We start from the raw sequence: 24387 nt of genomic DNA, 5'->3' as shown, positions 1-24387 counted from the left end.
CTTGAGCAGGAATCGCTAACGTGTCCGACCCGCAACCCACAGCTACATGGAGTCAGCGCATCGCCGCTAACTGGCGCTATGGCTTTGTATTGGGTGCATTTATATTGGTGATCGGTGCTATTTCCGTGCGTTTGGTGGATTTGCACGTTATCGACAACGACTTTTTGCGCCAGCAGGGCGATGTTCGAACAATCCGTGTAGAAAGTATTGATGCTCACCGTGGTGTAATTTCCGATCGTTATGGAGAACCACTCGCAGTAAGCACGCCGGTGCAGACGCTTTGGATGAATCCATCGGAGATGGACGCGAAAGATCCGCGCATCGCTAATCTCGCTCGCTTGCTTCAGCTTAACGAAGCTACCTTGCGTCAGCGATTGACTGACTATGCCGCTCGGGAATTTATTTACCTTCGCCGAAAAATCCAGCCTGAACTGGCGCGTAACGCCATGGCTCTGGGTATCGGCGGAGTTTACTCCCGCCAGGAATATCGGCGCTACTACCCTGCTGGAGAAGTCACCGCGCACGTCGTTGGCTTTACCAACATAGACGAGAAGGGTCAGGAAGGTATTGAGCTGGCTTACAACCGGGTTTTGTCCGGAGAGTCCGGGCGTAAGCGGGTGTTGAAAGACAACCGTGGTCGGCTGATTAAAGATTTGACGCTGATTCGTGATGCCCGTCCGGGTGGCGAACTGACATTAAGCCTCGATTTGCGGCTGCAGTATTTGGCTTACCGCGAATTGAAAGCGGTAGTCAGCGCACACAATGCCCGCGGTGGCACCTTGGTGATGCTGGATGCGAACAGTGGCGAAGTGCTGGCGATGGTGAATCAGGGCTCCTATAACCCTAATGATCGCAGCCAGCTGGCGGCGGAAAATCTTCGTAACAAAGCCATTACCGATCTGTTTGAACCGGGTTCTGCGATGAAACCACTGGCTATGGCCGCGGCGCTGGAAACGGGTCAATACACGATCGGCAGCCAGATTGATACGTCCCCGGGTTTTCGTCGTTTTGGCCGTTTTACCATTCGTGACAGCGGTAACTACGGCGTTTTGAGTCTGACGGATATCGTTGTGAAGTCCAGCAACGTAGGCATGAGCAAGATTGCCACCGAGATTGGCGGCCAGGTAATTCGCGATTTTTACGCCCGGGTTGGCCTGGGTCAGCCGACCGGCATTGGCTTTCCGGGTGAAGCTATCGGGGTTCTGCCATCGCCCGTTGAATGGCGCCCGGCGGCAGAGGCCACGCTGTCTTACGGTTACGGGCTTAGCGTAAATGCGCTGCAGTTGGCTCAAGCTTATATGGTCATTGCCAACGGTGGCGTGCGCTATCCGTTGAGCTTGTTGAAGCTGGATCATGCGCCGACCGGCGAGCGTGTGGTGTCAGAGCAGATAACAGCAAAGATTCGCAGCATGCTAAGTGACGTTGTCACTCGCGGTACCGGCAAGCGCGCGCAACCGGGGTTCTATTCTGCCGGAGGTAAAACCGGCACCGTTCATCTGGTGGGTGCCCAAGGTTACGAAGACGGCCAGTACAAGGCCATTTTTGCCGGCATGGCGCCCATTGATAATCCGCGAATCGTCACAATCGTGGCGGTGGATGCGCCCCAGTCTGGCGAGTATTACGGTGGTGAAGTGGCCGCGCCGGTGTTTGCGCGGGTGATGAGCGACGCCTTGCGGTTGCTTAATGTTAAACCGGAGCTGGATATAGTGCACAGCAGTGCGCCGCGGCCCTCGGCACCTTCACCCACCAGCGGGGAGAGGGGCTAGCCATGATAACGTCGCTAAGTACCCTGTTGCAGGGTTTGGTTGTGGTGCCGTCGGTATTTGACGTGACCATCCACGGTTTGCAAACGGACAGCCGTAAAGTGCGGACCGGTGATGCGTTTGTAGCGCTGGCGGGCGCTCATACAGGGCCGGAACATTATATAGACGACGCTATTCGCGCTGGCGCATCGGTGGTTTTGCTGGAATCTGAACAGGCTGGTGAGTGCCGCGAGCGGAGCGGCGCCTTGATCGTGCCGGTGCCCGAATTAAAAGCTCGGCTGGGTAAGCTTGCAGACCGTTTTTTTGAATACCCGTCACAGCGCCTGCAGTTGATTGGCGTAACGGGTACCAACGGAAAAACCTCGGTAACCCAGTATATTGCACAGCTACTTCAAGCGGCGGGCACGCCCTGTGGCTTAATGGGCACGTTAGGTAACGGCATGCCCGAGGCTTTGCAGCCGGCGACCCACACAACCCCAGACGTGGTGCAGGCCAATCGGGTGCTGGCAGGCATTGTGGCCAGCGGCGGCCGCGCTGCGGCTATGGAAGTGTCTTCCCACGCTTTGGATCAGGGCCGTATTGATCGCCTTACTTTAACGGCAGCGGTGTTTACCAATCTGACCCGGGATCACCTTGATTATCACGGCTCCATGGCCGCCTACGGTGAGGCTAAGGCCAAGCTTTTCAGCCATGAAGGGTTGCGCTTTGTGGTGATTAATGTCGACGATCCTTTTGGTCGCACGCTTTACCAGCAGCTTGAAGACAAGTGCGAGCGCCTGGGCTTCAGTCTGCACGAATCGAAAATGGAGTTGTGGGTAAAAGATTTTTGCGCTTTGGACAACGGCTTTCGGGCCGTGCTGGACGGTCGGTGGGGCGAATTCACCATTGAAGCGCCGCTGATGGGCCGGTTCAACGCCAGCAATGTACTGGCTGCGGTTGCCACAGTGATGGCGTTGGGGGTTGATGTAACCCAAGTGCAGCAGGGCGTTTGCCGGCTAGTGCCGCCGGCCGGACGTTTGCAGGTATTTACCGCCGGCGACGGTGCCCGGGCAGTGGTGGATTATGCCCACACCCCTGATGCTTTGAACAACGCGTTGGGGGCGTTGCGCCCCCACGTAAGCGGGCGGTTGATTTGCGTTTTCGGCTGTGGCGGCGACCGTGACAGTGGCAAACGGCCGGAAATGGCGCAACAGGCTGAAAACGGCGCTGATCTGGTGATTGTCACCGACGATAACCCGCGTACTGAAACACCATCCGCTATCACAGCCGATATTATGGCCGGATTTACTGCCCCGGAAAAAGTGCAGCTGATTCACAGTCGTGCCCAGGCCATCGCTGCCGCCCTTGCTCTGGCCGGCCCGGACGATCTGGTGCTGGTGGCTGGCAAAGGCCACGAAGATTATCAGGATATTGCTGGTTGCAAGCACCCGTTCAGTGACAGCGAGCAGGTAACCCAGGCTCTGAAACAACGGGAGGAAGTAGCATGATGCGCTCTTTTTCGCTAGCGGAAGCCGTTCATTGGTTGCAGCCTGACTGTCGTTTTGACGGGCCGGACAAATTAACGTTTAACGCGGTCAACACCGACACCCGTAGCTTGCAGCCAGGGCAGTTGTTCGTGGCGTTGCGTGGTGAGAATTTTGACGGCCACCGGTTTTTGCAAAAAGCGCAGGAGCAGGGCGCAAGCGCTGCTGTCGTGGATTGCATTGATGCCGCTGTGGACCTTCCCCAGTTGCTGGTCAGCGACACTTTGATCGCGCTGGGCGAGCTGGCAACGAGACACCGTGCAACCAGCAACGCGACTCTGATTGCCATTACCGGTAGCAGCGGCAAAACCACGGTGCGTGAAATGACCGGGGCGATTTTGCAGCAAATGGGCCCGGCTTTGATAACCCAAGGCAATCTGAACAATCACATTGGTGTGCCGCTGACTCTGTTTGGTCTGGCGCCTGAGCACCGCTTTGGCGCGATCGAACTGGGCGCCAGTGGCCTTAATGAAATTGCATACACCGTAACGATGGTGAAACCGCAGGTGGCGATTCTGACTAACGCGGGCCAGGCCCATCTTGAAGGTTTTGGCAGCTACCAGAACATCGTGCTTGCCAAGGGCGAGATCATTGACGGCGTGGCTGATGATGGCCTGGTTGTGCTTAATCGGGATGATCCGGCGTTTGATCAGTGGCTGGCCCGCGCCGGCCGTCGCCGTGTGGCAAGCGTAAGTCGCGTTGGCCATGTTGCAGCTGATTACAAGGTCACAGCCGGGGCCGGCGGTCTGCTGCAGATCAGCGGGCCAGAGGGTTGGTTTTGCGAGGTACGGCTTGGCCTTGAAGGTGAGCACAATCTCAGTAACGCCGCTATGGCGGCCGCTGCAGCGCGTGAACTGGGCGCCACCAATGAGCATATCAAAGCCGGGCTGGAACAGGTGCTAGCGGTAAAAGGCCGCCTGCACATACAGCCACTGGCGCAGGGTTGGACCCTTATTGATGACAGTTACAACGCCAATCCGGCGTCGATCAAAGCCGCGCTGGCGGTGTTGGCAAAACGCCCGTCACCGCGCATTGCGGTGCTGGGTGCCATGGCTGAACTGGGAGAGCAGGCTGCCCAGCTACATCAGGAAGTAGCGCAATACGCTCGTGATCTGGGCATTGAGCGGCTGCTGGCGGTAGGCCCGGGCTGTGAAGGCTACGTCCGGGGTTTTGGTGCCACGGTCGAAATCTGCGCCAGTCACAACCAGGCGGTTGATGCCGTTTTAAAAAACATACAGGTACCGGCCACCGTGCTGGTGAAAGGTTCTCGCAGTTCCGCCATGGAGATTGTGGTGGAGGGAATAAAAAATAAGGTGAATGGCACATGCTGCTCTGGCTAACAGAGATACTCTCACAGTACTTCACATCGCTGACGGTGTTTCAGTACCTCACCCTGCGCGGCATTCTGGGCACGCTGACGGCGCTGCTGATTTCGCTGTTGGTGGGCCCGGTGATGATTCGCAAGCTGGCGCAATACCAGATTGGCCAGGCGGTGCGCGACGACGGCCCGCAAACCCATCTGAGCAAAGCCGGTACGCCCACTATGGGTGGCGCGCTTATTCTGGTGGCCATCGCTGTCAGTACCCTGTTGTGGGCAGATTTAAGCAACCGCTACGTGTGGATCACCCTTTTGGTCACTCTGTTATTTGGCGCTATCGGCTGGGTAGATGATTACCGCAAAGTCGTCGAGCGCAACTCCCGTGGCCTGCCGGCCCGGTGGAAGTATTTCTGGCAGTCGGTGGTGGGTGCCGGTGCCGCTATCGCGTTGTTTATGACAGCGTCTCTACCTCAGGAAACCTCGCTGTATCTGCCGTTTTTCAAGCAGGTGTCGCTCACCATGGGGCCGGTGCTGTTTATTCTGCTGACCTATTTCGTGATTGTTGGCACCAGTAACGCGGTTAACCTCACCGACGGACTGGACGGTCTGGCGATTATGCCCACGGTCATGGTAGCCGCGGCGCTGGGCATATTTGCCTACCTGTCGGGCCACGTCCAGTTTGCCAATTACCTGTTGATTCCGCGCTTGCCTGGCACCGGCGAACTGATTGTGTTTTGTGGCGCCATTGTCGGCGCCGGTCTGGGATTTTTGTGGTTCAACACCTATCCCGCGCAGGTGTTTATGGGCGATGTCGGTGCTCTTGCCCTGGGCGCAGCTCTTGGCATAGTGGCGGTGATTGTACGCCAGGAAATTGTGCTGTTCATTATGGGCGGCGTGTTTGTGATGGAAACCGTATCGGTGATTTTGCAGGTGGCGTCGTTCCGCCTGACCGGGCGGCGAATTTTCCGCATGGCGCCGCTGCATCACCATTTTGAATTGAAGGGCTGGCCCGAACCGCGGGTTATCGTGCGTTTTTGGGTTATTACCGTGGTTCTGGTGTTGATTGGTTTGGCCAGTTTGAAACTGAGATAAAGGAGTGTTGCCGAATATGGGTGTCATTGTGTCCGATCGTCGCACGTTGATTGTAGGGCTCGGTAAAACCGGGCTTTCCTGCGTGCGCTATCTGGCAGCACAAGGCCGCAAGCTGGCCGTAGCGGATACCCGTGAGGCGCCACCGGGCCTTGCTGAGCTGCAAGCCGGTTGGCCTGACGTCGAAGTGCATTTAGGCGCGTTTGACAGCGGCTTTTTCAGCGCTTTCAGTGAACTGATTGTAAGCCCGGGTATCAGTGTGGCCGAGCCCGCTATTGCTGCTGCCGCCGCCAGTGGCGCGCGTATTCGCGGTGATATTGATCTGTTTGCAGAAGCTGCCGATGCGCCGATTATTGCTATCACCGGCTCCAATGGCAAAACCACAGTCACCACGCTGGTCGCCGACATGGCTCGTGATGCCGGCTACCAGGTTGCAGTGGGTGGCAATATTGGCACTCCGGCGCTGGATTTGCTGAATACCGGTGCGCGCTTATACGTGTTGGAACTGTCCAGCTTTCAACTGGAGACCACGGATGAACTGAATGCACTGGCGGCCACGGTACTCAATGTCAGCGACGACCATATGGACCGTTACCCAGACAAAATGGCCTATTACCAAGCCAAACAGCGGATATTCCGGGGCTGCCAGTACGCCATTGTGAATCTGGATGACGCTCTAAGTACCCCCATGGCACGGAACACGCTGCGCTTTGTCTGCTTTGGTATGAACCGGGTCAACCCAGAGACCTTTAGCACCCGTGACGACAGTGTCAGTGGCCACCCCTGGGTAACCTGGGGACTGGATAATCTGATTCGCGCCGATGAACTTGGGCTAATCGGCCGCCATAACCTTAGCAACGTAATGGCGGCGCTTGGTCTGGGCAAGGCGGCGGGTTTGCCGATGGACAGCATGTTGAAGACGGCGCGGGCATTTCACGGTTTGCCCCACCGTTGCGAGCCTATTCGTCTGGTCAACGGTGTTGAATATATCAACGATTCCAAAGGCACCAACGTGGGCGCTACAGCCGCCGCGCTCGACAGCCTGGCACCGGTGGCGGGAAAAATTGTGCTGATTGCTGGTGGTGATGGCAAAGGCGCCGATTTCAGCCCACTGGCAGAACCTGCGCGTCTACACTGCCGTGCGGTGGTGCTGATTGGCCGTGATGCGGCGCAGCTGCAAGACGTTCTGGCGCAGGGCACTGCAACCCACATTGAAAACAGCTTGGCCGACGCGGTGGCAAGCGCCGCGAGGCTGGCGCAGCCGGGTGACAGGGTGTTGTTGTCGCCGGCCTGCGCCAGTCTGGATATGTTTCGTGATTATATTGATCGCGGTGAGCGCTTCCGCACGCTGGTGGAGGCGCTATGATTCAGGCCCAATCGGCATTGCCCGTGTACAGCAATCGCCATTCAGCGCTGCAACCCTTGCCATTGCTGATTGTTAGCGCCGCTGCGTTGATGGTGCTGGGGCTGGTGATGATTTCATCGGCGTCCATGGACATTGCCGGTGCCACCTTTGGCAATAGTTACCACTTTATATTTCGCCAGCTTGTGTTTGTGGTGCTGGGCTGCATGTTGGCTCTGATCGTGGTTAATGTGCCGGTTTCCTGGTGGCAGAATAGCGGCTGGTTGCTGCTGGGCGTGGGGTTGCTGGTTTTGGCGCTGGTGCTTACGCCGCTGGGGCACACGGTAAACGGCTCTACTCGCTGGATCTCGTTTGGTATTTTCAACGTTCAGGTGTCCGAAATCGCCAAGCTTTGCCTGGTGGGTTATCTGGCCAGCTACGTGGTGCGCCGCCGCGACGAGCTGTTGAATACCTGGCCCGGTTTTATCAAGCCGCTGGCGGTGATGGGCGTGGCTTCGGGCTTGCTGATGGTGCAGCCGGACTTTGGCGCCACCGTGGTGCTGGTGGGCGCAGCCGCCGGCATGATTTTCCTTAGCGGTGTCAGCCTTATGCGCTTTGCACCCCTAGTAGTGGCGCTGGCTGCACTGGGTGCCCTGGCAGTAGTTGCCGAGCCTTATCGAATGAAACGCGTGGTGAGCTATCTGGACCCTTGGCAAGACCAGTTTAACAGCGGCTATCAGCTGACCCAGTCGCTGATTGCGTTCGGCCGTGGCGAATGGGCCGGCGTCGGTCTGGGCAATTCTATTCAAAAGCTGTTCTTTCTGCCCGAGGCCCATACCGACTTTATTTTCGCCATTATTGCCGAAGAATTCGGCCTGATTGGGGCTTTGTTAGTGGTGGCGCTGTTTACCATTCTGGTGATCAGCGGTTTTGTGATTGCCCGCCGCGCAGAACAGGCCAAGCAGCCATTTGCCGCCTGTTTCGCCTATGGCATCAGCCTGCTGATTGGCTTGCAGGCGGCCATTAACATGGCGGTAGCCACCGGTTTGCTGCCTACCAAAGGCCTAACGTTACCGCTGGTCAGTTACGGCGGTTCCAGTTTGATGATGACCTGCGTGTGCTTGGGCATATTGGCACGCATAGAGATGGAGCGCTTGGATGCTGCAACGGCAGCAGCCGAGCCTGCCGGCAAAAAACACCGGGGAGGAGCTGCTTATGACTGAACCCCGGCGTTTTTTGATGATGGCCGGCGGCACTGGTGGCCACGTGTTCCCGGCGCTGGCTACCGCCCGCGCCTTGCAGGCCCGTGGCCATCAGGTGTTTTGGCTGGGTGCCGTTGGCGGCATGGAACAGCGGCTGGTTGCCGATACCGATATTGAAATGTCGTTGATCCATGTTTCTGGATTGCGCGGCAAGGGCAAGCTGGCGCTGATAAAAGCGCCGTTCAAACTGATGCGTGCCCTGGGTGAAGCGTTCACCATTATGCGGCGCATTCGCCCGCACTGCGTGGTTGGCATGGGCGGCTTTGTGACCGGCCCCGGTGGGTTAGCGGCCAGATTGACCGGCACACCCTTGGTTATTCACGAACAGAATGCCGTTGCCGGTATGACCAACAGACTGCTGGTGCGCTTTGCCGACATCGTGCTGGAAGCATTCCCCGGAAGCTTTGATGCAAAAACCGTCACCCGCTGCACTGGCAATCCGGTACGCACGGATTTTGCCGCGCTGACAGCGCCAACAGAACGTCTGGCGGGGCGCATAGGCCCACTGCGGTTACTCGTGGTTGGTGGCAGTCTGGGCGCACAGGTGTTCAATCAGCAGGTGCCCCAGGCCCTGGCTCAAATGGCGGACGAGTGTCGCCCGCACGTACGCCACCAGTGTGGTGAGAATCACGCCGAGGCCGCTCGCGATGCCTATCAGGCAGCGAACGTTGAGGCCAGCGTGGAGCCATTTATTGCCGATATGGCCGGGGCCTTTGCCTGGGCTGACCTGGTGTTGTGTCGCGCGGGTGCGTTAACCGTGTCGGAACTTTGCGCTGCCGGTTGCGCCGCCATTCTGGTGCCTTTCCCCCATGCGGTGGATGACCATCAAACCCGCAACGGCGAGCAGATGGTTAGCGCCGGTGCGGCCTTGCTTATACCCCAGCCGCGCCTGACCCCTGCGCTGTTGGCAGACACCCTGGGCGATCTGGCAAATGATCGCGAGCGGGTATTAATAATGTCGCAGGCAGCTCGCAAGCTGGCCCGCATTGATGCAACGGAGAGAGTCGTGAATTATTGTCTGGAGGCCGCCAATGGCTGATGCCAACACACTGCCACTGGTATATCAGGTGCCGGAAATGCGCCGCATACGCCATATTCACTTTGTCGGTATTGGCGGCGCCGGCATGAGCGGTATTGCCGAGGTGCTCAAGAACCAGGGCTATAACGTGTCCGGTTCTGACTTGCGCCACGGTACCGTTACCCAGCGTTTGACGGCCATGGGTATCGATGTACAGATTGGCCATCGCGCCGAAAATACTGAAAAAGCCGATGTGGTCGTGGTGTCTTCAGCGGTGGCGTCCAACAACCCGGAAGTGGTTGCGGCGCGCAGTAATCGCATTCCCATCGTACCGCGGGCGGAAATGCTGGCGGAAATCATGCGTTATCGCCACGGCATCGCGGTTGCCGGAACCCACGGCAAAACCACCACCACCAGCCTGATTGCGTCGGTGTTTGCCGAGGCAGGTCTGGACCCAACGTTCGTGATTGGTGGCAAGCTGAACAGCGCCGGCACCAATGCCAAGCTGGGCGGGTCGCGCTACCTGATCGCGGAAGCCGACGAAAGCGACGCATCGTTTTTGCACCTGACACCGCTGATTTCCGTGGTCACTAACATCGAAGCCGACCACATGGAAACCTACGGTGGCGATGTGGAAAAGCTGAAGCGGACCTTTGTTGATTTCCTCCACAACCTGCCGTTTTACGGCGTGGCCGTGATGTGTATCGACGATCTCTACGTGCGTGAAATACTGCCGCGTATTTCGCGCACCATTATTACTTACGGCATTGACAATCCGGAGGCCGACTACCGCGCCGAGAACATTGAGGCCGACGGCCTGCGCACGCGCTTCCTGGTGAAACGCCCGGGGCCGCGGGCCGATTTGCAGGTAGAGCTGAAAATGCCGGGCCGCCACAATGTGCTCAACGCGCTGGCGGTGATTGCCGTGGCCACCGATGACGGCATTGACGACGCGTCAATCGGCCGTGGCTTGGCGGGTTTTGCCGGTGTTGGCCGGCGCTTCCAGGTGTACGGTGACTATCCGATCGCTAAGGGTTCCATAACTTTGGTTGACGATTATGGCCACCACCCCACCGAAGTCGCCGCGGTCATTCGTGCCGCCCGTGACGCCTGGCCCGGCCGTCGCGTGGTCATGCTGTACCAGCCGCACCGGTTCAGTCGCACCCGCGACCTTTACGAAGATTTTGTCAAAGTGCTGTCCACGGTGGACGGCTTGCTGCTGATGGACGTTTACTCCGCCGGCGAAGCAGCCATTCCCGGATGTGACGGCCGCGCCCTGTGCCGCAGCCTGCGCCAGCGAGGCAAAGTAGAGCCGGTGTTTGTCGAACACAATAAAGACATCGAAAGCCTGTTGGCCAGCGTGTTGCGCGATGGTGACTTGCTGATAACCCAAGGGGCCGGTGATATCGGGGCCGTGGCAGCCCGCCTGGCAACAACGGGAGTGGTAGCAACAGGGGGGATAAGCGGTGAGTGACCAGCAGCACTATTCAGCACTGCAGCCGTTTCAGGCCGACCCTGCCATGGTGAAAGCATTTGGCCGGGTGGCCGTGTTTATGGGCGGTGATTCCGCCGAGCGCGATGTGTCCCTGAAAAGCGGCCAGGCAGTGCTTTCGGCCCTGCTGTCTGCGGGTGTAAATGCCTTTGGCATAGATGTGCAGGGTTGTCTGTTGAAAACCGTGGAGCAGCCCGAGTTTGACCGGGTATTTATTGCGTTGCACGGTCGCGGTGGTGAAGACGGAACGTTGCAGGCAATTCTATCCCAGGCTGGTATACCGTTCACCGGCAGCGATGTAATGGCTTCGGCTCTGGCCATGGACAAGCTGCGCACCAAGTACGTATTCGCCGGTTGCGGTTTGGCCACGCCCAAGTTCCGCACCATGGGGTCTGCGGAAGACGCCATCCGTATCGCCGCTGAGTTGCGCATGCCGCTGAGCGTGAAGCCGTCGCGTGAAGGATCCAGTATTGGCATCTGTAAAGTCACCAGTGCAGGCGAGTTAGTGCAGGCATGGCAGGCGGCTGCGGCGCTGGATACCTCGGTGTTGGTGGAAGAGTGGATTGAAGGCCCGGAATTTACCATCAGTTTGTTGCAAGACCGCGCGCTACCGGCTATCGGCCTGAGCACCGATCACGTGTTTTACGATTACGACGCCAAGTATCTGGCCGACGACACCCGCTACTGCATTCCCTGTGGGCTATCAGCAGACGAAGAACTGCGTCTTCAGCAGTTAGCGCTGGAAGCCTTCCGGGTTGTGGGCTGCCGCACCTGGGGCCGGGTCGACATTATGCAGGATGCTGACGGTAAGTTCTGGTTGCTGGAAGTAAATACCGTGCCGGGAATGACCGAACACAGCTTGGTGCCAATGTCTGCACGGGCAGCGGGCATTAGTTTTGAAGAACTGGTGGTGCGCATTCTGGCCGACACTCTGGAGCAAAACGGCGCAGAACAAGAAGGAGAGCCGGGCCATGCTTGATAACCTGCTGATCCGGACTCGGACACTGCCGTCCGAACCGCCGCAACGCCGGGGGGCAACAACCCTTGGCCCGCAGCATGACCGGTTCGCAGTGTTAAAGGCTGTCTTTGGCGCCGTGCCTTGGTTGCAGTTTGGTTTGGGTATTGTGGTGATCCTGACGGCAGCACTGGTGCCCTGGGCCGCCAGTAAAGTACTGGCGGCGATGGATCAGCAGATTTTGGCCATTGACGTGAATGGCGCGCTGGTCGGCGAAAACCAGGTGGGCCTCGAGCGCCACCTTGGGGCCTGGGTTGGAGGCAGCTATTTCGCAACCGACCTGGAAGAGATCAAGGCCAGCCTGGAACAGCGCCCGTGGGTTGAATCGGCGGCCGTGAAGCGCGAATGGCCAGACCGTCTAACGGTCAACATCCGCGAGAAAAAGCCGCTGGCCTACTGGAGTGACGGCCGCCTGGTTAGCCGCACGGGCGAGCTGTTCAGCCCACCTAACCCGCAAGTGGCCGGTGCTTTGCCGCTGCTGTCCGGCCCTGACGAGCGGGTGCGGGATGTGATCACCATGGCTCGCGCGTTAAGTGATCAGCTGGTTGGCTATGGCCTTGGCTTCAGTGGCCTGAATCTGGAGCAGCGCGGGGCGTGGACCTTGCGCCTGAGTAACGGCATAGATGTTGTGCTGGGCCGTGACCAGGTCGAGCAGCGTTTTGAGCGGTTTATGACCGTGTATCAGGCCCGGCTGGCATCCCGGGCAGATGAAGTCAGTAGGGTGGATGCGCGCTACACCAATGGTGTTGCGGTGCAGTGGAAGGCGGTTACGGCTGCCTCAACTCCGAAAACATAACAACGGTTTATTCAGACCTGGGGTTTGGTGGAACACATGTCATCGGTTGAAACGGAAAACATGATTGTCGGCCTGGATATTGGCACCTCAAAAGTGGTGGCCATTGTCGGCAAGCGCAAAATGGACGGCTCTATTGAGGTGTTGGGCGTTGGCTCTAACCCCTCAAAAGGGCTGAAGCGCGGTGTCGTGGTCAATATTGAAGTCACGGTTCAGGCTATTCAGCGCGCGGTGGAAGAAGCCGAGCTGATGGCCGGCTGTCGCATTCATTCGGTGTACGCAGGCATTGCCGGTAGCCACATCAAAAGCCTGAACTCCCACGGCATTGTGGCCATTCGTGATCGCGAGGTGACCCAGGCGGATATCGATCGGGTCATTGACGCAGCCCAGGCCGTGGCCATTCCGGCCGATCAGAAAATTCTGCACATACTGCCGCAGGAATTCGTGATTGATAACCAGGAAGGCATTAAAGAGCCGCTGGGCATGTCGGGCGTGCGCCTGGAAGCCAAGGTGCACTTGGTGACCTGCGCGGTGAACGCCGCCCAGAATATTGAAAAATGCATTCGCCGCTGTGGCCTTGAAGTCGACGACATCATTCTTGAGCAGCTGGCTTCCAGCCACGCCATTCTCACTGAAGATGAAAAAGAGTTGGGCGTGTGCGTGGTGGATATGGGCGGCGGTACCACCGACATCGCAGTGTTTACCGGTGGCGCTATTCGCCACACCGCTGTGATTCCGATCGCCGGTGATCAGGTCACCAACGACATCGCCATGGCGTTGCGTACGCCCACCCAGAACGCCGAAGAAATCAAAATCAAATACGCTTGCGCGCTGACCCAGCTGGCGGGCGCGGACGAAACCATCAAAGTGCCCAGCGTCGGCGATCGCGCTCCGCGAGACTTGTCACGTCAGGCTTTAGCCGAAGTGGTTGAGCCGCGCTACGAAGAACTGTTCATGCTGGTGCAGTCGGAGCTGCGACGTTCGGGATTTGAAGACATAATCCCGGCGGGCATCGTAATTACGGGAGGCGCATCCACCATGGAAGGCGTGATTGAGCTAGCAGAAGAAATTTTCCACATGCCGGTCAGGCTGGCCTGTCCGCAGGCCGTGTCGGGCATGACGGAAGTGGTTAACAATCCGATTTACGCCACCGGCGTTGGGTTGTTGATACACGGTTTCCGCCAAATGGATCTGGGGCGGGCATCGGTGCTCAAGGGGGAGCATGCTCCCACGCTGTTTGAGCGAATGAAAGCCTGGTTTACCGGCCATTTCTGAGCCGCCAGACAAGCACAACAGCAACCGTTTTGAACCATCAAATTTTAAAAAAGAACAGCCGGAAAACAGGCTGACTAAAGCACGAAGGAGTGGGGATATGTTTGAACTTGTCGATAGTGTGCAGCAAAACGCAGTTATAAAAGTGGTCGGTGTGGGTGGCGGTGGCGGTAACGCCGTGCGCCATATGCTTAACAGTGATATTGAAGGTGTTGATTTTATTTGCGCCAACACGGATGCCCAGGCCTTGAAAGACCTGGACGCACGCCAAATCATTCAGCTCGGTGGTGCCATCACCAAAGGCCTGGGTGCCGGTGCTAACCCGGAAATAGGACGCCAGTCGGCGTTGGAAGACCGCGACCGTATTTCGGATGCCATCAGTGGCGCCGATATGGTGTTTATCACCGCAGGCATGGGTGGCGGCACCGGAACCGGTGCCGCCCCCGTTGTTGCTCAGGTGGCACGGGAGCTCGGTATTCTGACGGTTGCCGTAGTCACCAAGCCGTTTCTGTTTGAAGGCGGCAAACGTATGAGCGTGGCGGAAGCCGGGCTGCGCGAGCTGGAGGAGTGCGTAGATTCTTTGATTACCATTCCTAACGAAAAATTGTTGTCGGTGATGGGCAAGAACACCAGCCTGCTGGATGCTTTTGCGTCTGCTAACGACGTATTGTTGGGCGCGGTTCAGGGTATTGCCGATCTGATTACCCGCAATGGCATGATCAACGTCGACTTCGCCGACGTGAAAACGGTGATGTCCGAAATGGGCATGGCGATGATGGGTACTGCACGCGCAACCGGTGAAAACCGTGCCCGTGAAGCCGCCGAAGCCGCTATTCGCAGCCCGCTGCTGGAAGACGTTAACCTGCACGGGGCCAAGGGCATTCTGGTTAACATTACCGCCGGTATTAACCTGAACCTGGGCGAATTTGCCGAGGTAGGCGACATCATTCGCGAATTTGCCTCAGATACGGCCACCGTGGTTGTGGGCACGGTGATTGATCAGGACCTGACTGACGAACTCAAGGTGACTGTAGTGGCTACCGGCCTGGGTGGCAGTCGCGAAAAACCGACCAAGGTGGTCGATAATAGCCGCACCCTGGATGGCAAAACCGACTACAACCAACTGGATCGGCCGGCCATCCTGCGCCGTCGCGCAGTGGCTTCCGGCAATACGGCGCTTGATCAGGGTCGCGACAGCGAAGAGCAGAATGTGGACTATCTCGATATTCCCGCATTCCTTCGCCGCCAGGCCGATTGATATACTGGTGCAAATGTGACCCAGAGCCGGCTGGGGCAGGTGTTTGAAACCTTCAGTCGGGAAAGTGTGCACTGGTTACCTATGGCCCGTTTTGGCTGTTTTTTGAGCAGAAAAGGGCGTTTTCATGGTGGCCAGTTGTATTTTCTGATATTGTCCGAGCAGTTTTTTGCTTAGCGTATCGCCTTTTCGACGGAACTATGTACCGATGATCAAACAACGGACTCTGAAAAACACCATTCGCGCCACCGGCATTGGGCTGCATTCGGGTGAAAAGGTGTATCTGACCCTGAAGCCCGCACCCATTGACGCTGGCATTATTTTTTGCCGTACCGACCTGGACCCTGTGGTCGAAATTCGTGCTCGTGCAGAAAATGTCGGCGAGACCATGCTGTCAACCACGTTGATGAAAGACGGCGTACGGGTGTCAACGGTAGAGCATTTATTGTCTGCTATGGCCGGCCTGGGTATCGATAACTGCTTTGTTGAACTGAGCGCGTCTGAAGTGCCGATCATGGATGGCTCGGCAGGGCCTTTCGTGTTTCTGCTGCAGTCTGCCGGTATTGCCGAGCAAGACGCAGCCAAGAAATTTATCCGCATCAAGCGTGAAGTATCGATCACAGACGGCGATAAAAGCGCCACCTTTTTGCCATTTGAAGGCTTCAAGGTCAGCTTTGGCATCGACTTTGATCACCCTGCTTTCAAGGGCCGTGCCCAGAGCGCCACGGTTGATTTCTCCAGCACTTCGTTTGTGAAAGAAGTCAGTCGGGCCCGCACCTTCGGCTTCATGCGCGATATTGAAAAACTTCGCTCCATGAACCTGGCTCTTGGTGGCAGCGTTGACAACGCCATCGTTGTTGACGATTACAAAATTCTTAACGAAGACGGTTTGCGCTATGACGACGAGTTCGTCAAGCACAAGGTTCTGGACGCTATCGGCGACCTGTATCTGTTGGGCAAGAGCCTGATTGGTGAGTTCCGTGGCGTGAAATCCGGCCACGACCTGAACAATCGCTTGCTACGTCTTCTTATTGCAGAGCAGGACGCGTGGGAAGTAGTTACCTTTGATGACGAAGCCAATGCTCCGATTTCTTACGTCAAACCTGTATTAGCCAGCGCTTGAAGAGCCATCGTCAGTCGCGAACGTGACTGGCGAGCTTTTCCAGGATTTCGCGCAACGCTTTGTCTTTTGTGTGCCCGGCCTCCTCTTTGAGGAGCTGGGCGTTTTCTTTACTCAGCGGCAGTTTATTGGCCATCGCCTTATCCTGAAAGCGCGGCGGTACCACCTTTACTTTCAGCTTCCAGACAAAGCGAAATAACTCCAGATTACGCGCGGCAGCCATGATGTCATGCTGGCGAAAGCGAATCTGGCTGGCTTTGGGCCCGCTGTCTGCTGCAAGAACAAGTTCGCCCTCATGGCAGCTCACAAAACGCGTACCTGACTGCAACGACGGCGGTAATTCGGCCAGCAGCGCCTGTTCAGCAAGCCGGTGCTGCTCGGCCCGCGCCACCAGTTTGCGTAAGCCGGCCGGCCCGGAGAATGGGTCGAAAGTCATTTTCTGTTCATTTTTTGGCGTCATTGCGACCAGAGTACTCGACTGAGCTGTAAACCATTGGGTACACTTTTGCTTCTTTTTTAGGTGAGCACCCCGACTGTTCATAGCCAGTGTAACCGCTGGCGGGTGCTTTAAACATCGGTTTGCGATCCACTGCAACAACCACACATTATGATGACAAACAGAGTTTCTGATCCGCTCCCGCCTCCGGCCATCATACTGAATCGCCGTTTTTTACTCGCCTTGCTGATTTTTGCTCTGGTGCTGACAGCCATTGCTAGTTGGGCTGGCTACACGCTGGCGGTGGCGAAAATTGAAGCTGAAACCCCCGCTAGCGCCGAGTTGGTTGTACGCTGGCAGGCACGCTTGCAGGAGCAGAAGGCCGCACTGGCCCAGGTTGAAACAGACGTGCAGCATCAGGTTGATGCCATGACACTACGCCTGGGTGCGATGCAGGACCGCCTGTTGCGGCTGGACGCTTTGGGGCAACGATTTGTCGAAAGTGGACTGGTGAACAACGAAGAGTTTGATTTTAGCGCTCCGGCGCCCGTGGGCGGCCCCGAAGTGCTATTGCCGCCAGAGTCTTACAACGTGCCGGGTCTAAGCGAGATGATTGAGCGCTTGGAACACCGTTTAGACAACCGCGAGCAGCAGTTGCGTTTGCTGGACAAGCTGGCCTCGCGGCAAAAATTGGATGATGAACGTTTTGTTGAGGGCCGCCCCATTACCTGGGGTTGGCTGTCATCCGACTATGGCTACCGTACGGATCCGTTCAGCGGCAAACGCACCTGGCATGGCGGCGTTGATCTGGCAGGCAAAGACGGCAGTGACATTGTTACGGTGGCCGCGGGCGTTGTTACTTGGGCTGGCAAGCGTCGCGGCTATGGCAACCTGGTGGAAATCGCCCATGGCGATGGTCTGGTTACCCGCTACGCCCATGCCAAAGCTGTGATTGTAAAAGTCGGTGACTTGGTCCAGAAAGCCCAGGTGGTGGCACTGATGGGTAGTACCGGCCGGTCTACCGGGCCCCACGTGCATTTTGAAGTACTGAAACATGGCCGCACGACAGATCCGGTGAAGTACATGGCGCGGGCCAGCCATTAGAAAATCCTGTAACGCACATGTGATTGGCAGCGCCGAATCGTCGGCTGGCGTTGTTGTCACCGGCTGTGGCTTTTGCCCCGCCGCTAAATAAAGGTAGAATGCCGGCTTCCTCCGTTTAATCAAAGAAGCATTGGTCTATGTTCACAAAGCTTGCAACGAAAGTATTCGGTAGTAAGAACGCCAGGGAAATCAAGCGAATGCGCAAGATTGCCGCGCGTATTAATGAACTTGAAGAGCAATTTGGCAGCCTGACCGACAGCGAGTTGCAGGGAAAAACCACAGAATTCCGTGAGCGCCTGCAAAAAGGCGAAGCTCTAGACGAGCTGATGCCCGAGGCGTTTGCCTGCGTGCGCGAAGCCAGTGGCAGAGTCATGGGCATGCGCCATTACGACGTGCAGTTTGTGGGTGCCGTTACCCTGCATGAAGGCCGCATTGCCGAAATGAAAACCGGTGAGGGTAAAACCCTGATGTCCACCGCGTCGGCCTATCTGAACGCTTTGTCTGGCAAAGGCGTCCACGTAATCACCGTGAACGATTATCTGGCCCGCCGCGATGCCGACTGGATGGGTAAGCTGTACAACTTTATGGGCCTGCAAGTGGGCGTTGTAAGCTCCGGTCAGCCGAGCGAAGAAAAACGCGCCGCTTATCAGGCTGATATTACCTACGGCACCAACAACGAATTCGGTTTTGACTACCTGCGCGACAATATGGCGTTCAGTACCGCAGACAAAGTTCAGCGCGGCCTGCATTTCGCCATCGTTGACGAAGTTGACTCCATTCTGATCGATGAAGCCCGTACGCCGCTGATTATTTCTGGCGCCGCCGAAGACAGCTCGGAGATGTATCAGGCGATTAACATTCTTATCCCGATTCTGGAAAAAGGTGAAGTGCCAGAGGAGGGGGATCCTACCGGCGATTTCACGATTGACGAAAAAACCCGTCAGGTAGAGCTAACCGAACGCGGTCACGAAAAAGTGGAGCAGCTGCTGCTGGAGCGGGAACTGCTTAAAGCCGGTGAAAACCTGTATTCCGCCGCCAACCTCAGTCTTCTGCACCATGTGCATTCAGGTTTGCGGGCCCATAACCTGTTCCAGAAAAACGTGGATTACATTGTGCAAGGCGACCAGGTCGTCATTGTTGATGAGCACACGGGTCGTACCATGCCGGGCCGGCGCTGGAGTGAAGGTCTGCATCAGGCGATTGAAGCCAAAGAAGGCGTGAAAATTCACGCAGAAAGCCAGACCCTGGCGTCCACCACGTTCCAGAACTACTTCCGGCTGTACGAAAAGCTGTCGGGCATGACCGGTACCGCAGACACCGAAGCGTTCGAATTCCGCCAGATTTACGGCCTGGACGTAGTGGTCATTCCGCCTAACAAACCGATTCAGCGGACCGATTACAACGATTTGGTGTACCTGACGGAAGAAGAAAAATTCCACGCCATTATCGACGAAATCAAAGACGTTACCGCCGAAGGTCGGCCCATTCTGGTGGGCACTGCGTCCATTGAGGCGTCCGAGCGCCTGGCGAGTCTGCTGAAGAAAACCCAGATCGATCACAAAATCCTGAACGCCAAACAGCACGAATCTGAAGCCCAGATTATTGCCCAGGCGGGCCGCCCCGGCGCCGTTACCATTGCCACCAACATGGCTGGCCGCGGTACTGACATTGTGCTTGGTGGTAACTGGGAATATGAATTGGCAGGACACGATAGCCCGACGGACGAACAGAGCGCGGTATTGAGAGATGCGTGGACTGAACGCCACAACAGCGTGTTGGAAGCCGGCGGTTTGCACATCATTGGCACCGAACGTCATGAGAGCCGCCGCATTGACAACCAGTTGCGGGGTCGAGCCGGCCGTCAGGGCGACCCGGGTTCATCTCGCTTCTTCTTGTCGCTGGAAGACAACCTTATGCGGATATTTGCGCCGGATAAGGTCAAGAGTCTGATGCAGGCCATGGGCATGAAGAACGGCGAGGCGATTGAGCACCGCATGGTTACCAACGCCATTGAGAAATCCCAACGCAAAGTCGAAGGTCGAAACTTCGACATGCGCAAAACACTGCTGGAATACGACGATGTGGCCAACGACCAGCGTTCGGTTATTTACGACCAGCGCAACGAAGTAATGGGTTCAGACGACGTGTCGGAAATGGTGAAAACCATTCGCGCTGACGTAGTAGACACCCTGGTGAGTGCTCACATTCCACCGCAGAGCATGCCGGAGCAATGGGATGTTGCCGGTTTGGAAGTCCAGCTGCAGTCGGAAATGGGCATTGATCTTCCGGTCCAGCAGTGGCTGGATGAAGACAGCAAACTCTATGAAGACAGTCTACGCCAGAAAATTCTGGAGCTGATTGTGATTGCTTACGACGCCAAAGAGGCGGTGGTCGGCGCGGAACCCATGCGTAAGTTTGAAAAACAGGTGTTTTTGCAGGTACTGGATACCCTGTGGAAAGAGCATCTGTCGAATATGGATCACCTGCGCCGCGGTATTCACCTGCGTGGTTACGCCCAGAAAAACCCGAAGCAGGAGTTCAAGCGCGAAGCCTTCAATTTGTTCGAAAGTATGCTGGAAGCCATGAAGGGCGATGTTATTCGGGTGCTGTGCCACGTTAAAGTGCAAAGCCAGGAAGAGCTGGGAGAAATTGAGCGCCAGCGTAAAGAGACATTGGCGAATGAACTGGCACGTGCTCGTCTGCGCCACGACGAAACCAGCGCAACAGCTCAGGCTGGCGCCGGGGGAGAGGCCGGTGGCCACGACAGTTCACGCCAGGCCATGCCGGAAACCTTTGTACGTAACGAGCGAAAAGTGGGCCGTAATGAGCCCTGTCCTTGCGGGTCTGGTAAGAAGTTCAAGCAGTGCTGTGGCAAAATTAGTTAAACAGCACTGTTGTTGAAAGCTATTTTCAACCCGCAATCTGGTTCATTCAGGCTGCGGGTTTTTGCGTTTTGAATGCCTGCGGGCAGTCTTTATTCATTATTTGTCAGGAGAATTACCATGGCGGTAGGTCCCGGAACCTTACCCGAGTTTTTTCCCATCACAGGCGTAGAACTGGGCATTGCCAGTGCCGGTATTAAAAAGCCTGGCCGCAAAGATATCGTATTATTTTCGTTGGCTGAGGGCACTCAGGTAGCCGGAATTTTCACCCGCAACCAGTTCTGTGCAGCACCGGTTACGCTTAGCCGCAAGCACCTTGCTGCAGGCGCGCCGCGCTATCTGCTCATTAATACCGGTAACGCCAACGCGGGCACTGGCGAACGCGGCCTGGCCGACGCAGCAGCCTGCTGCGAGGCTCTTGCAGCCGCCGCCGGCGTTGTTGAACATCAGGTGTTGCCATTCTCCACCGGCGTGATCGGTGAGCCTCTGCCGGTGGCCAAAATTGTCGCAGCGCTGCCCGATGCACTGGCGGATACCCGCGTAGATCGCTGGGCCGAAGCGGCAAACGGCATTATGACCACCGACACCCGCCCCAAAGGGGCATCGGTGCAAGTGGATTTGGGCGGCCATACGGTGAGTATTTCCGGCATCAGCAAGGGCGCGGGCATGATTCGCCCCAACATGGCCACCATGCTGGGGTTCATCGCCACCGACGCCCGTGTCGCGCCGGATGTTTTGCAATCCCTGGCCTCGGAGCTGGGTGAGCAGTCCTTCAATCGCATTACCATCGACGGTGACACCTCCACCAACGACGCTTGCATGCTGATCGCCAGCGGATGTTACGGCGGCCCGGAAATAACCGCTGACAGCCCGCTACTGGCGCCGTTAAAAGACGCTCTGCGCCAGGTGTATATGGATCTGGCCCACGCCATTGTGCGTGACGGTGAAGGGGCAACCAAGTTTGTGACCATTGAGGTTAACCACGCAGCGACCGTTAATGAAGCTCTGGACGTAGCCTACACGGTCGCCCATTCGCCGCTGGTTAAAACTGCGCTGTTTGCGTCAGACCCGAACTGGGGTCGCATTCTGGCCGCCGTTGGCCGCGCTGGTGTCGAAGGCCTGGACTTGAACGCCCTGGAGATTTACCTGGGAGACGTGTGTCTGGTCCGCAATGGCGGTCGGGCAGACGATTACTCGGAGGAACGCGGCCAAGCGGTGATGAACCAGGAAGAAATCACCATTCGCATCGACCTCAAACGAGGCGCAGTGTATGAGACCGTCTGGACCTGCGACTTCTCCTACGACTATGTCACCATCAACGCCGACTACCGCAGCTGATGCCTGTGATTAAGAACATACCTGAGCGACCGTCTGCGACAGCACTTGGGAAAGTACCTGATAAAGTGCCTGATAGAGCGCCCAGCGTATTACGTGAGGTACACGTGGCCGTCGGTGTGATCATTCGCGATGGGCGGGTACTGATTGCCCGCAGGCCCGAACACGCCCATCAGGGCGGACTACTGGAGTTTCCGGGCGGTAAAGTGGAGCCGGGTGAAAGCGTGCAGCAGGCGTTGGTGCGTGAGATTGCCGAAGAAACCGGATTAAGGTTGATCGAATCCGCTTTACAGCCCGTAATTGGTATCCAACACGATTATGGCGACAAGCGGGTTTTTCTGGATGTCTGGTCGACAGACACAGCAGCAGGTGAGGCTCATGGTCGCGAAGGCCAACCGATTCAGTGGCTATTGCCGCAGGATCTACGCGATGAGGATTTCCCTGCAGCGAATCGCCCGATTATCCGCGCTCTTCAATTGCCTTCGCAGTTGGCGTTTACGGGCAGCGACGTGGCAGAGGGTGAAAGTGGCCTGAAACGCTTGCAGGCAGCGCTGCAGGTTAGTCAGCCACCGCTGGTCGTGTTGCGGTCCCCTGCTTTGGCTGAACAGGCGATAGCTTATACTCGCTTTGCGCAGAGTGCCTTGGCGTTGTGCCAGAGTCATGGCAGCGAGCTTATGTTACACGGCGCGGCTGAGTTGATAGGCCGCCATTCTCAAGCTGCCGGCGTGCATTTGCCCTGGCGCCACGCCAGGCATTGTCAGCAGCGGCCTGTGGCCGTGCACTTCCGATTAGGGGTTTCCTGCCATAACGCAGAGCAACTGGCCCACGCTGCGGTCATTGGGGCCGACTATGCAACCCTGGGGCATGTGTTGGGCACGCCCAGCCACCCCAATGAGGCGCCTCTGGGCTGGCACGGGTTCAGCCAACTGGTGTCAGCGGCGCGACTACCGGTGTATGGCATCGGCGGCTTATCGCCGGCCGATCTGCCACAGGCTCGCCAATGCGGCGCACAAGGCATCGCTGGCATTGGCTTCTGGTGGGCACAAGCCGGCGTTTAACAGCGCAGGGCAGCGCCACATTTGTTATGATGTAACATATTTTTACAGCGTGGATGTGTATTGAACCAATACCGTCGAGGGTGTTTATTCGGCGATTATGCCAACGGGAGAGGCTGTGAGCAAACTGACGCACCTGAATGATAAAGGCGAAGCACGTATGGTCGACGTTACCGCCAAAGCGGTAACTGAGCGCGAAGCCCGCGCCGAGGCCACGATCAGTATGTCGGCCCAAACTCTGGCGATGATCGTGGATGGCCAACACCCGAAGGGTGACGTTTTGGCGGTGGCACGTATTGCCGGCATTATGGCGGCCAAGCGCACCCACGATCTGATCCCCCTGTGCCACGCCTTAAACCTGACCTCGGTGAAGGTAGAGCTAGAACCCGGTGCAGACGGCATGTCGGTCCACATTCGCACCTTGTGCAAGCTGCCTGGTCAGACCGGCGTAGAAATGGAAGCGCTAACGGCGGCCAGTATCGCCGCGTTGACCGTTTACGACATGTGCAAAGCCGTCGACAAGGCCATGGTTGTAAGCAATCTGCGCTTGGTGGAAAAGAAAGGCGGCCGCAGTGGCCACTGGCAGGCCAGCACCTGATCCATAGAAACCCAGCACCTGATCCATTAGAAACAACGTACCTGCCGCAGGCAGGCTGCTCCCATCTAAGATCATAAGATCGAACCACGAGGAATTACAGTGGCTGTTCGTTACATTGAGACTTGCCGGCTGCCGACCCCGTTTGGGGTTTTTGATATGCACGGTTTTGAAGAGCCGGACACCGGCAAAGAGCACGTCGCGCTGACGCTGGGTGATCTGGCTGGCGACGAACCCATGTTAGCCCGCACCCACTCTGAGTGCCTGACCGGTGACGCTCTTTACAGCATGCGCTGTGACTGTGGTTATCAACTGGAAGAAGCCTTGCGCAGCATCGCTCGTGAAGGTCGCGGTATTTTGATGTACCTGCGCCAGGAAGGCCGTGGCATCGGCCTGCTCAACAAGATTCGTGCCTACAACCTTCAGGACCAGGGTGCCGACACAGTCGAAGCCAACGAACGTCTGGGGTTTGCAGCGGATCTTCGTGACTACAGCATGTGCAAAGATATGTTGGAGCACTTGGGTATAAAGCGCTTGCGGTTGATGACTAACAACCCGCGCAAAGTAAAGGCGTTGTCGTCATACGGCATTGATGTTGTGGAAAGAGTCGAACTGCACGTAGGGAGAAACCCCCATAACGAGCACTATCTGGACACTAAACAGAGCAAGCTCGGCCATTTTCTGGAGATTCATCAGGACGATGACCCCCAGCTCTGAG

At 57.1% G+C, this 24387-nt stretch carries 19 protein-coding genes and 1 pseudogene; 19 read left to right on the top strand and 1 reads right to left on the bottom strand.

All coding sequences use genetic code 11. From position 1 onward, the window contains the following. Positions 1 to 20: 20 nt before the first annotated feature. The 13 genes and pseudogenes from ATI45_RS10895 to lpxC all read left to right on the top strand — a co-directional run bounded on the left by ATI45_RS10895 (position 21) and on the right by lpxC (position 16265). A complete protein-coding gene (locus tag ATI45_RS10895; RefSeq protein WP_098419523.1) occupies positions 21 to 1766 on the top strand; it encodes a peptidoglycan D,D-transpeptidase FtsI family protein in 1746 nt (581 codons plus the stop codon). A gap of 2 nt (positions 1767 to 1768) precedes the next feature. After that, complete coding sequence (locus tag ATI45_RS10890) at positions 1769 to 3250, top strand: UDP-N-acetylmuramoyl-L-alanyl-D-glutamate--2,6-diaminopimelate ligase (protein WP_098419522.1); 1482 nt, start codon at positions 1769 to 1771, stop codon at positions 3248 to 3250. Beyond that, positions 3247 to 4626 carry a UDP-N-acetylmuramoyl-tripeptide--D-alanyl-D-alanine ligase gene (locus tag ATI45_RS10885; RefSeq protein WP_098419521.1) on the top strand — a complete coding sequence of 460 codons (1380 nt, stop codon included), beginning with the start codon at positions 3247 to 3249 and terminating at the stop codon, positions 4624 to 4626. The genes ATI45_RS10890 and ATI45_RS10885 overlap by 4 nt, the downstream gene beginning before the upstream one ends. After that, complete coding sequence (gene mraY / locus ATI45_RS10880; RefSeq protein WP_098419520.1) at positions 4611 to 5696, top strand: phospho-N-acetylmuramoyl-pentapeptide-transferase; 1086 nt, start codon at positions 4611 to 4613, stop codon at positions 5694 to 5696. Before ATI45_RS10885 ends, mraY begins: the two co-directional genes overlap by 16 nt. A 16-nt stretch (positions 5697 to 5712) precedes the next feature. Then, positions 5713 to 7059 carry a UDP-N-acetylmuramoyl-L-alanine--D-glutamate ligase gene (gene murD / locus ATI45_RS10875; protein ID WP_098419519.1) on the top strand — a complete coding sequence of 449 codons (1347 nt, stop codon included), beginning with the start codon at positions 5713 to 5715 and terminating at the stop codon, positions 7057 to 7059. Further along, positions 7056 to 8258, top strand: coding sequence for a putative lipid II flippase FtsW (ftsW, locus tag ATI45_RS10870; protein ID WP_098419518.1), 1203 nt, complete (start codon positions 7056 to 7058; stop codon positions 8256 to 8258). The genes murD and ftsW overlap by 4 nt, the downstream gene beginning before the upstream one ends. Further along, positions 8251 to 9336, top strand: a complete 1086-nt coding sequence (murG, locus tag ATI45_RS10865) for an undecaprenyldiphospho-muramoylpentapeptide beta-N-acetylglucosaminyltransferase (RefSeq protein ID WP_098421722.1) — start codon at positions 8251 to 8253, stop codon at positions 9334 to 9336. Before ftsW ends, murG begins: the two co-directional genes overlap by 8 nt. Continuing rightward, a complete protein-coding gene (murC, locus tag ATI45_RS10860; protein WP_098419517.1) occupies positions 9329 to 10789 on the top strand; it encodes a UDP-N-acetylmuramate--L-alanine ligase in 1461 nt (486 codons plus the stop codon). Before murG ends, murC begins: the two co-directional genes overlap by 8 nt. Positions 10790 to 10835: 46 nt before the next feature. Next, on the top strand, positions 10836 to 11786 hold the full coding sequence (locus ATI45_RS10855) for a D-alanine--D-alanine ligase (protein ID WP_179888456.1): 951 nt from the start codon (positions 10836 to 10838) through the stop codon (positions 11784 to 11786). Further along, the gene (locus tag ATI45_RS10850; RefSeq protein WP_098419515.1) at positions 11779 to 12618 is read left to right on the top strand and encodes a cell division protein FtsQ/DivIB; all 840 of its coding nucleotides are present in this window, start codon (positions 11779 to 11781) and stop codon (positions 12616 to 12618) included. Before ATI45_RS10855 ends, ATI45_RS10850 begins: the two co-directional genes overlap by 8 nt. A gap of 36 nt (positions 12619 to 12654) precedes the next feature. Then, positions 12655 to 13890 carry a cell division protein FtsA gene (gene ftsA, locus ATI45_RS10845; protein WP_098419514.1) on the top strand — a complete coding sequence of 412 codons (1236 nt, stop codon included), beginning with the start codon at positions 12655 to 12657 and terminating at the stop codon, positions 13888 to 13890. 97 nt (positions 13891 to 13987) lie between these two features. After that, positions 13988 to 14974 (top strand): annotated as a pseudogene (gene ftsZ, locus ATI45_RS10840) (cell division protein FtsZ); the annotation flags it as partial. 376 nt (positions 14975 to 15350) lie between these two features. Continuing rightward, positions 15351 to 16265 (top strand): UDP-3-O-acyl-N-acetylglucosamine deacetylase, encoded by a 915-nt coding sequence (gene lpxC, locus ATI45_RS10830; protein WP_098419511.1) that lies wholly within the window; start codon positions 15351 to 15353, stop codon positions 16263 to 16265. 10 nt (positions 16266 to 16275) lie between these two features. Here lpxC and ATI45_RS10825 read toward each other — a convergent pair whose 3' ends face one another. Further along, a complete protein-coding gene (locus ATI45_RS10825; RefSeq protein ID WP_098419510.1) occupies positions 16276 to 16722 on the bottom strand; it encodes a DciA family protein in 447 nt (148 codons plus the stop codon). Between the two features lie 147 nt (positions 16723 to 16869). Here ATI45_RS10825 and ATI45_RS10820 point away from each other — a divergent pair, with 147 nt between their 5' ends. The 6 genes from ATI45_RS10820 (at position 16870) to ribA (ending at position 24386) form a co-directional block, all read left to right on the top strand. Next, positions 16870 to 17802 carry a M23 family metallopeptidase gene (locus ATI45_RS10820; RefSeq protein ID WP_098419509.1) on the top strand — a complete coding sequence of 311 codons (933 nt, stop codon included), beginning with the start codon at positions 16870 to 16872 and terminating at the stop codon, positions 17800 to 17802. 137 nt (positions 17803 to 17939) lie between these two features. Next, positions 17940 to 20687: a preprotein translocase subunit SecA gene (gene secA, locus ATI45_RS10815; protein WP_098419508.1), complete on the top strand. Its 2748-nt coding sequence runs from the start codon at positions 17940 to 17942 to the stop codon at positions 20685 to 20687. Positions 20688 to 20804: 117 nt separating this feature from the next. Further along, on the top strand, positions 20805 to 22022 hold the full coding sequence (gene argJ, locus ATI45_RS10810; RefSeq protein ID WP_098419507.1) for a bifunctional glutamate N-acetyltransferase/amino-acid acetyltransferase ArgJ: 1218 nt from the start codon (positions 20805 to 20807) through the stop codon (positions 22020 to 22022). Between the two features lie 65 nt (positions 22023 to 22087). Further along, positions 22088 to 23077 (top strand): Nudix family hydrolase, encoded by a 990-nt coding sequence (locus ATI45_RS10805; protein ID WP_323807668.1) that lies wholly within the window; start codon positions 22088 to 22090, stop codon positions 23075 to 23077. Between the two features lie 97 nt (positions 23078 to 23174). Next, on the top strand, positions 23175 to 23672 hold the full coding sequence (moaC, locus tag ATI45_RS10800; RefSeq protein WP_323807649.1) for a cyclic pyranopterin monophosphate synthase MoaC: 498 nt from the start codon (positions 23175 to 23177) through the stop codon (positions 23670 to 23672). 99 nt (positions 23673 to 23771) lie between these two features. After that, positions 23772 to 24386, top strand: a complete 615-nt coding sequence (gene ribA, locus ATI45_RS10795) for a GTP cyclohydrolase II (RefSeq protein WP_098419504.1) — start codon at positions 23772 to 23774, stop codon at positions 24384 to 24386. Position 24387: the final 1 nt, after the last annotated feature.

Source organism: Marinobacter sp. LV10MA510-1 (assembly GCF_002563885.1).
GTDB lineage: Bacteria > Pseudomonadota > Gammaproteobacteria > Pseudomonadales > Oleiphilaceae > Marinobacter.
The sequence above is the reverse complement of the archived record's forward strand: the minus strand, read 5'-3'. Positions and strand labels throughout refer to the sequence as shown.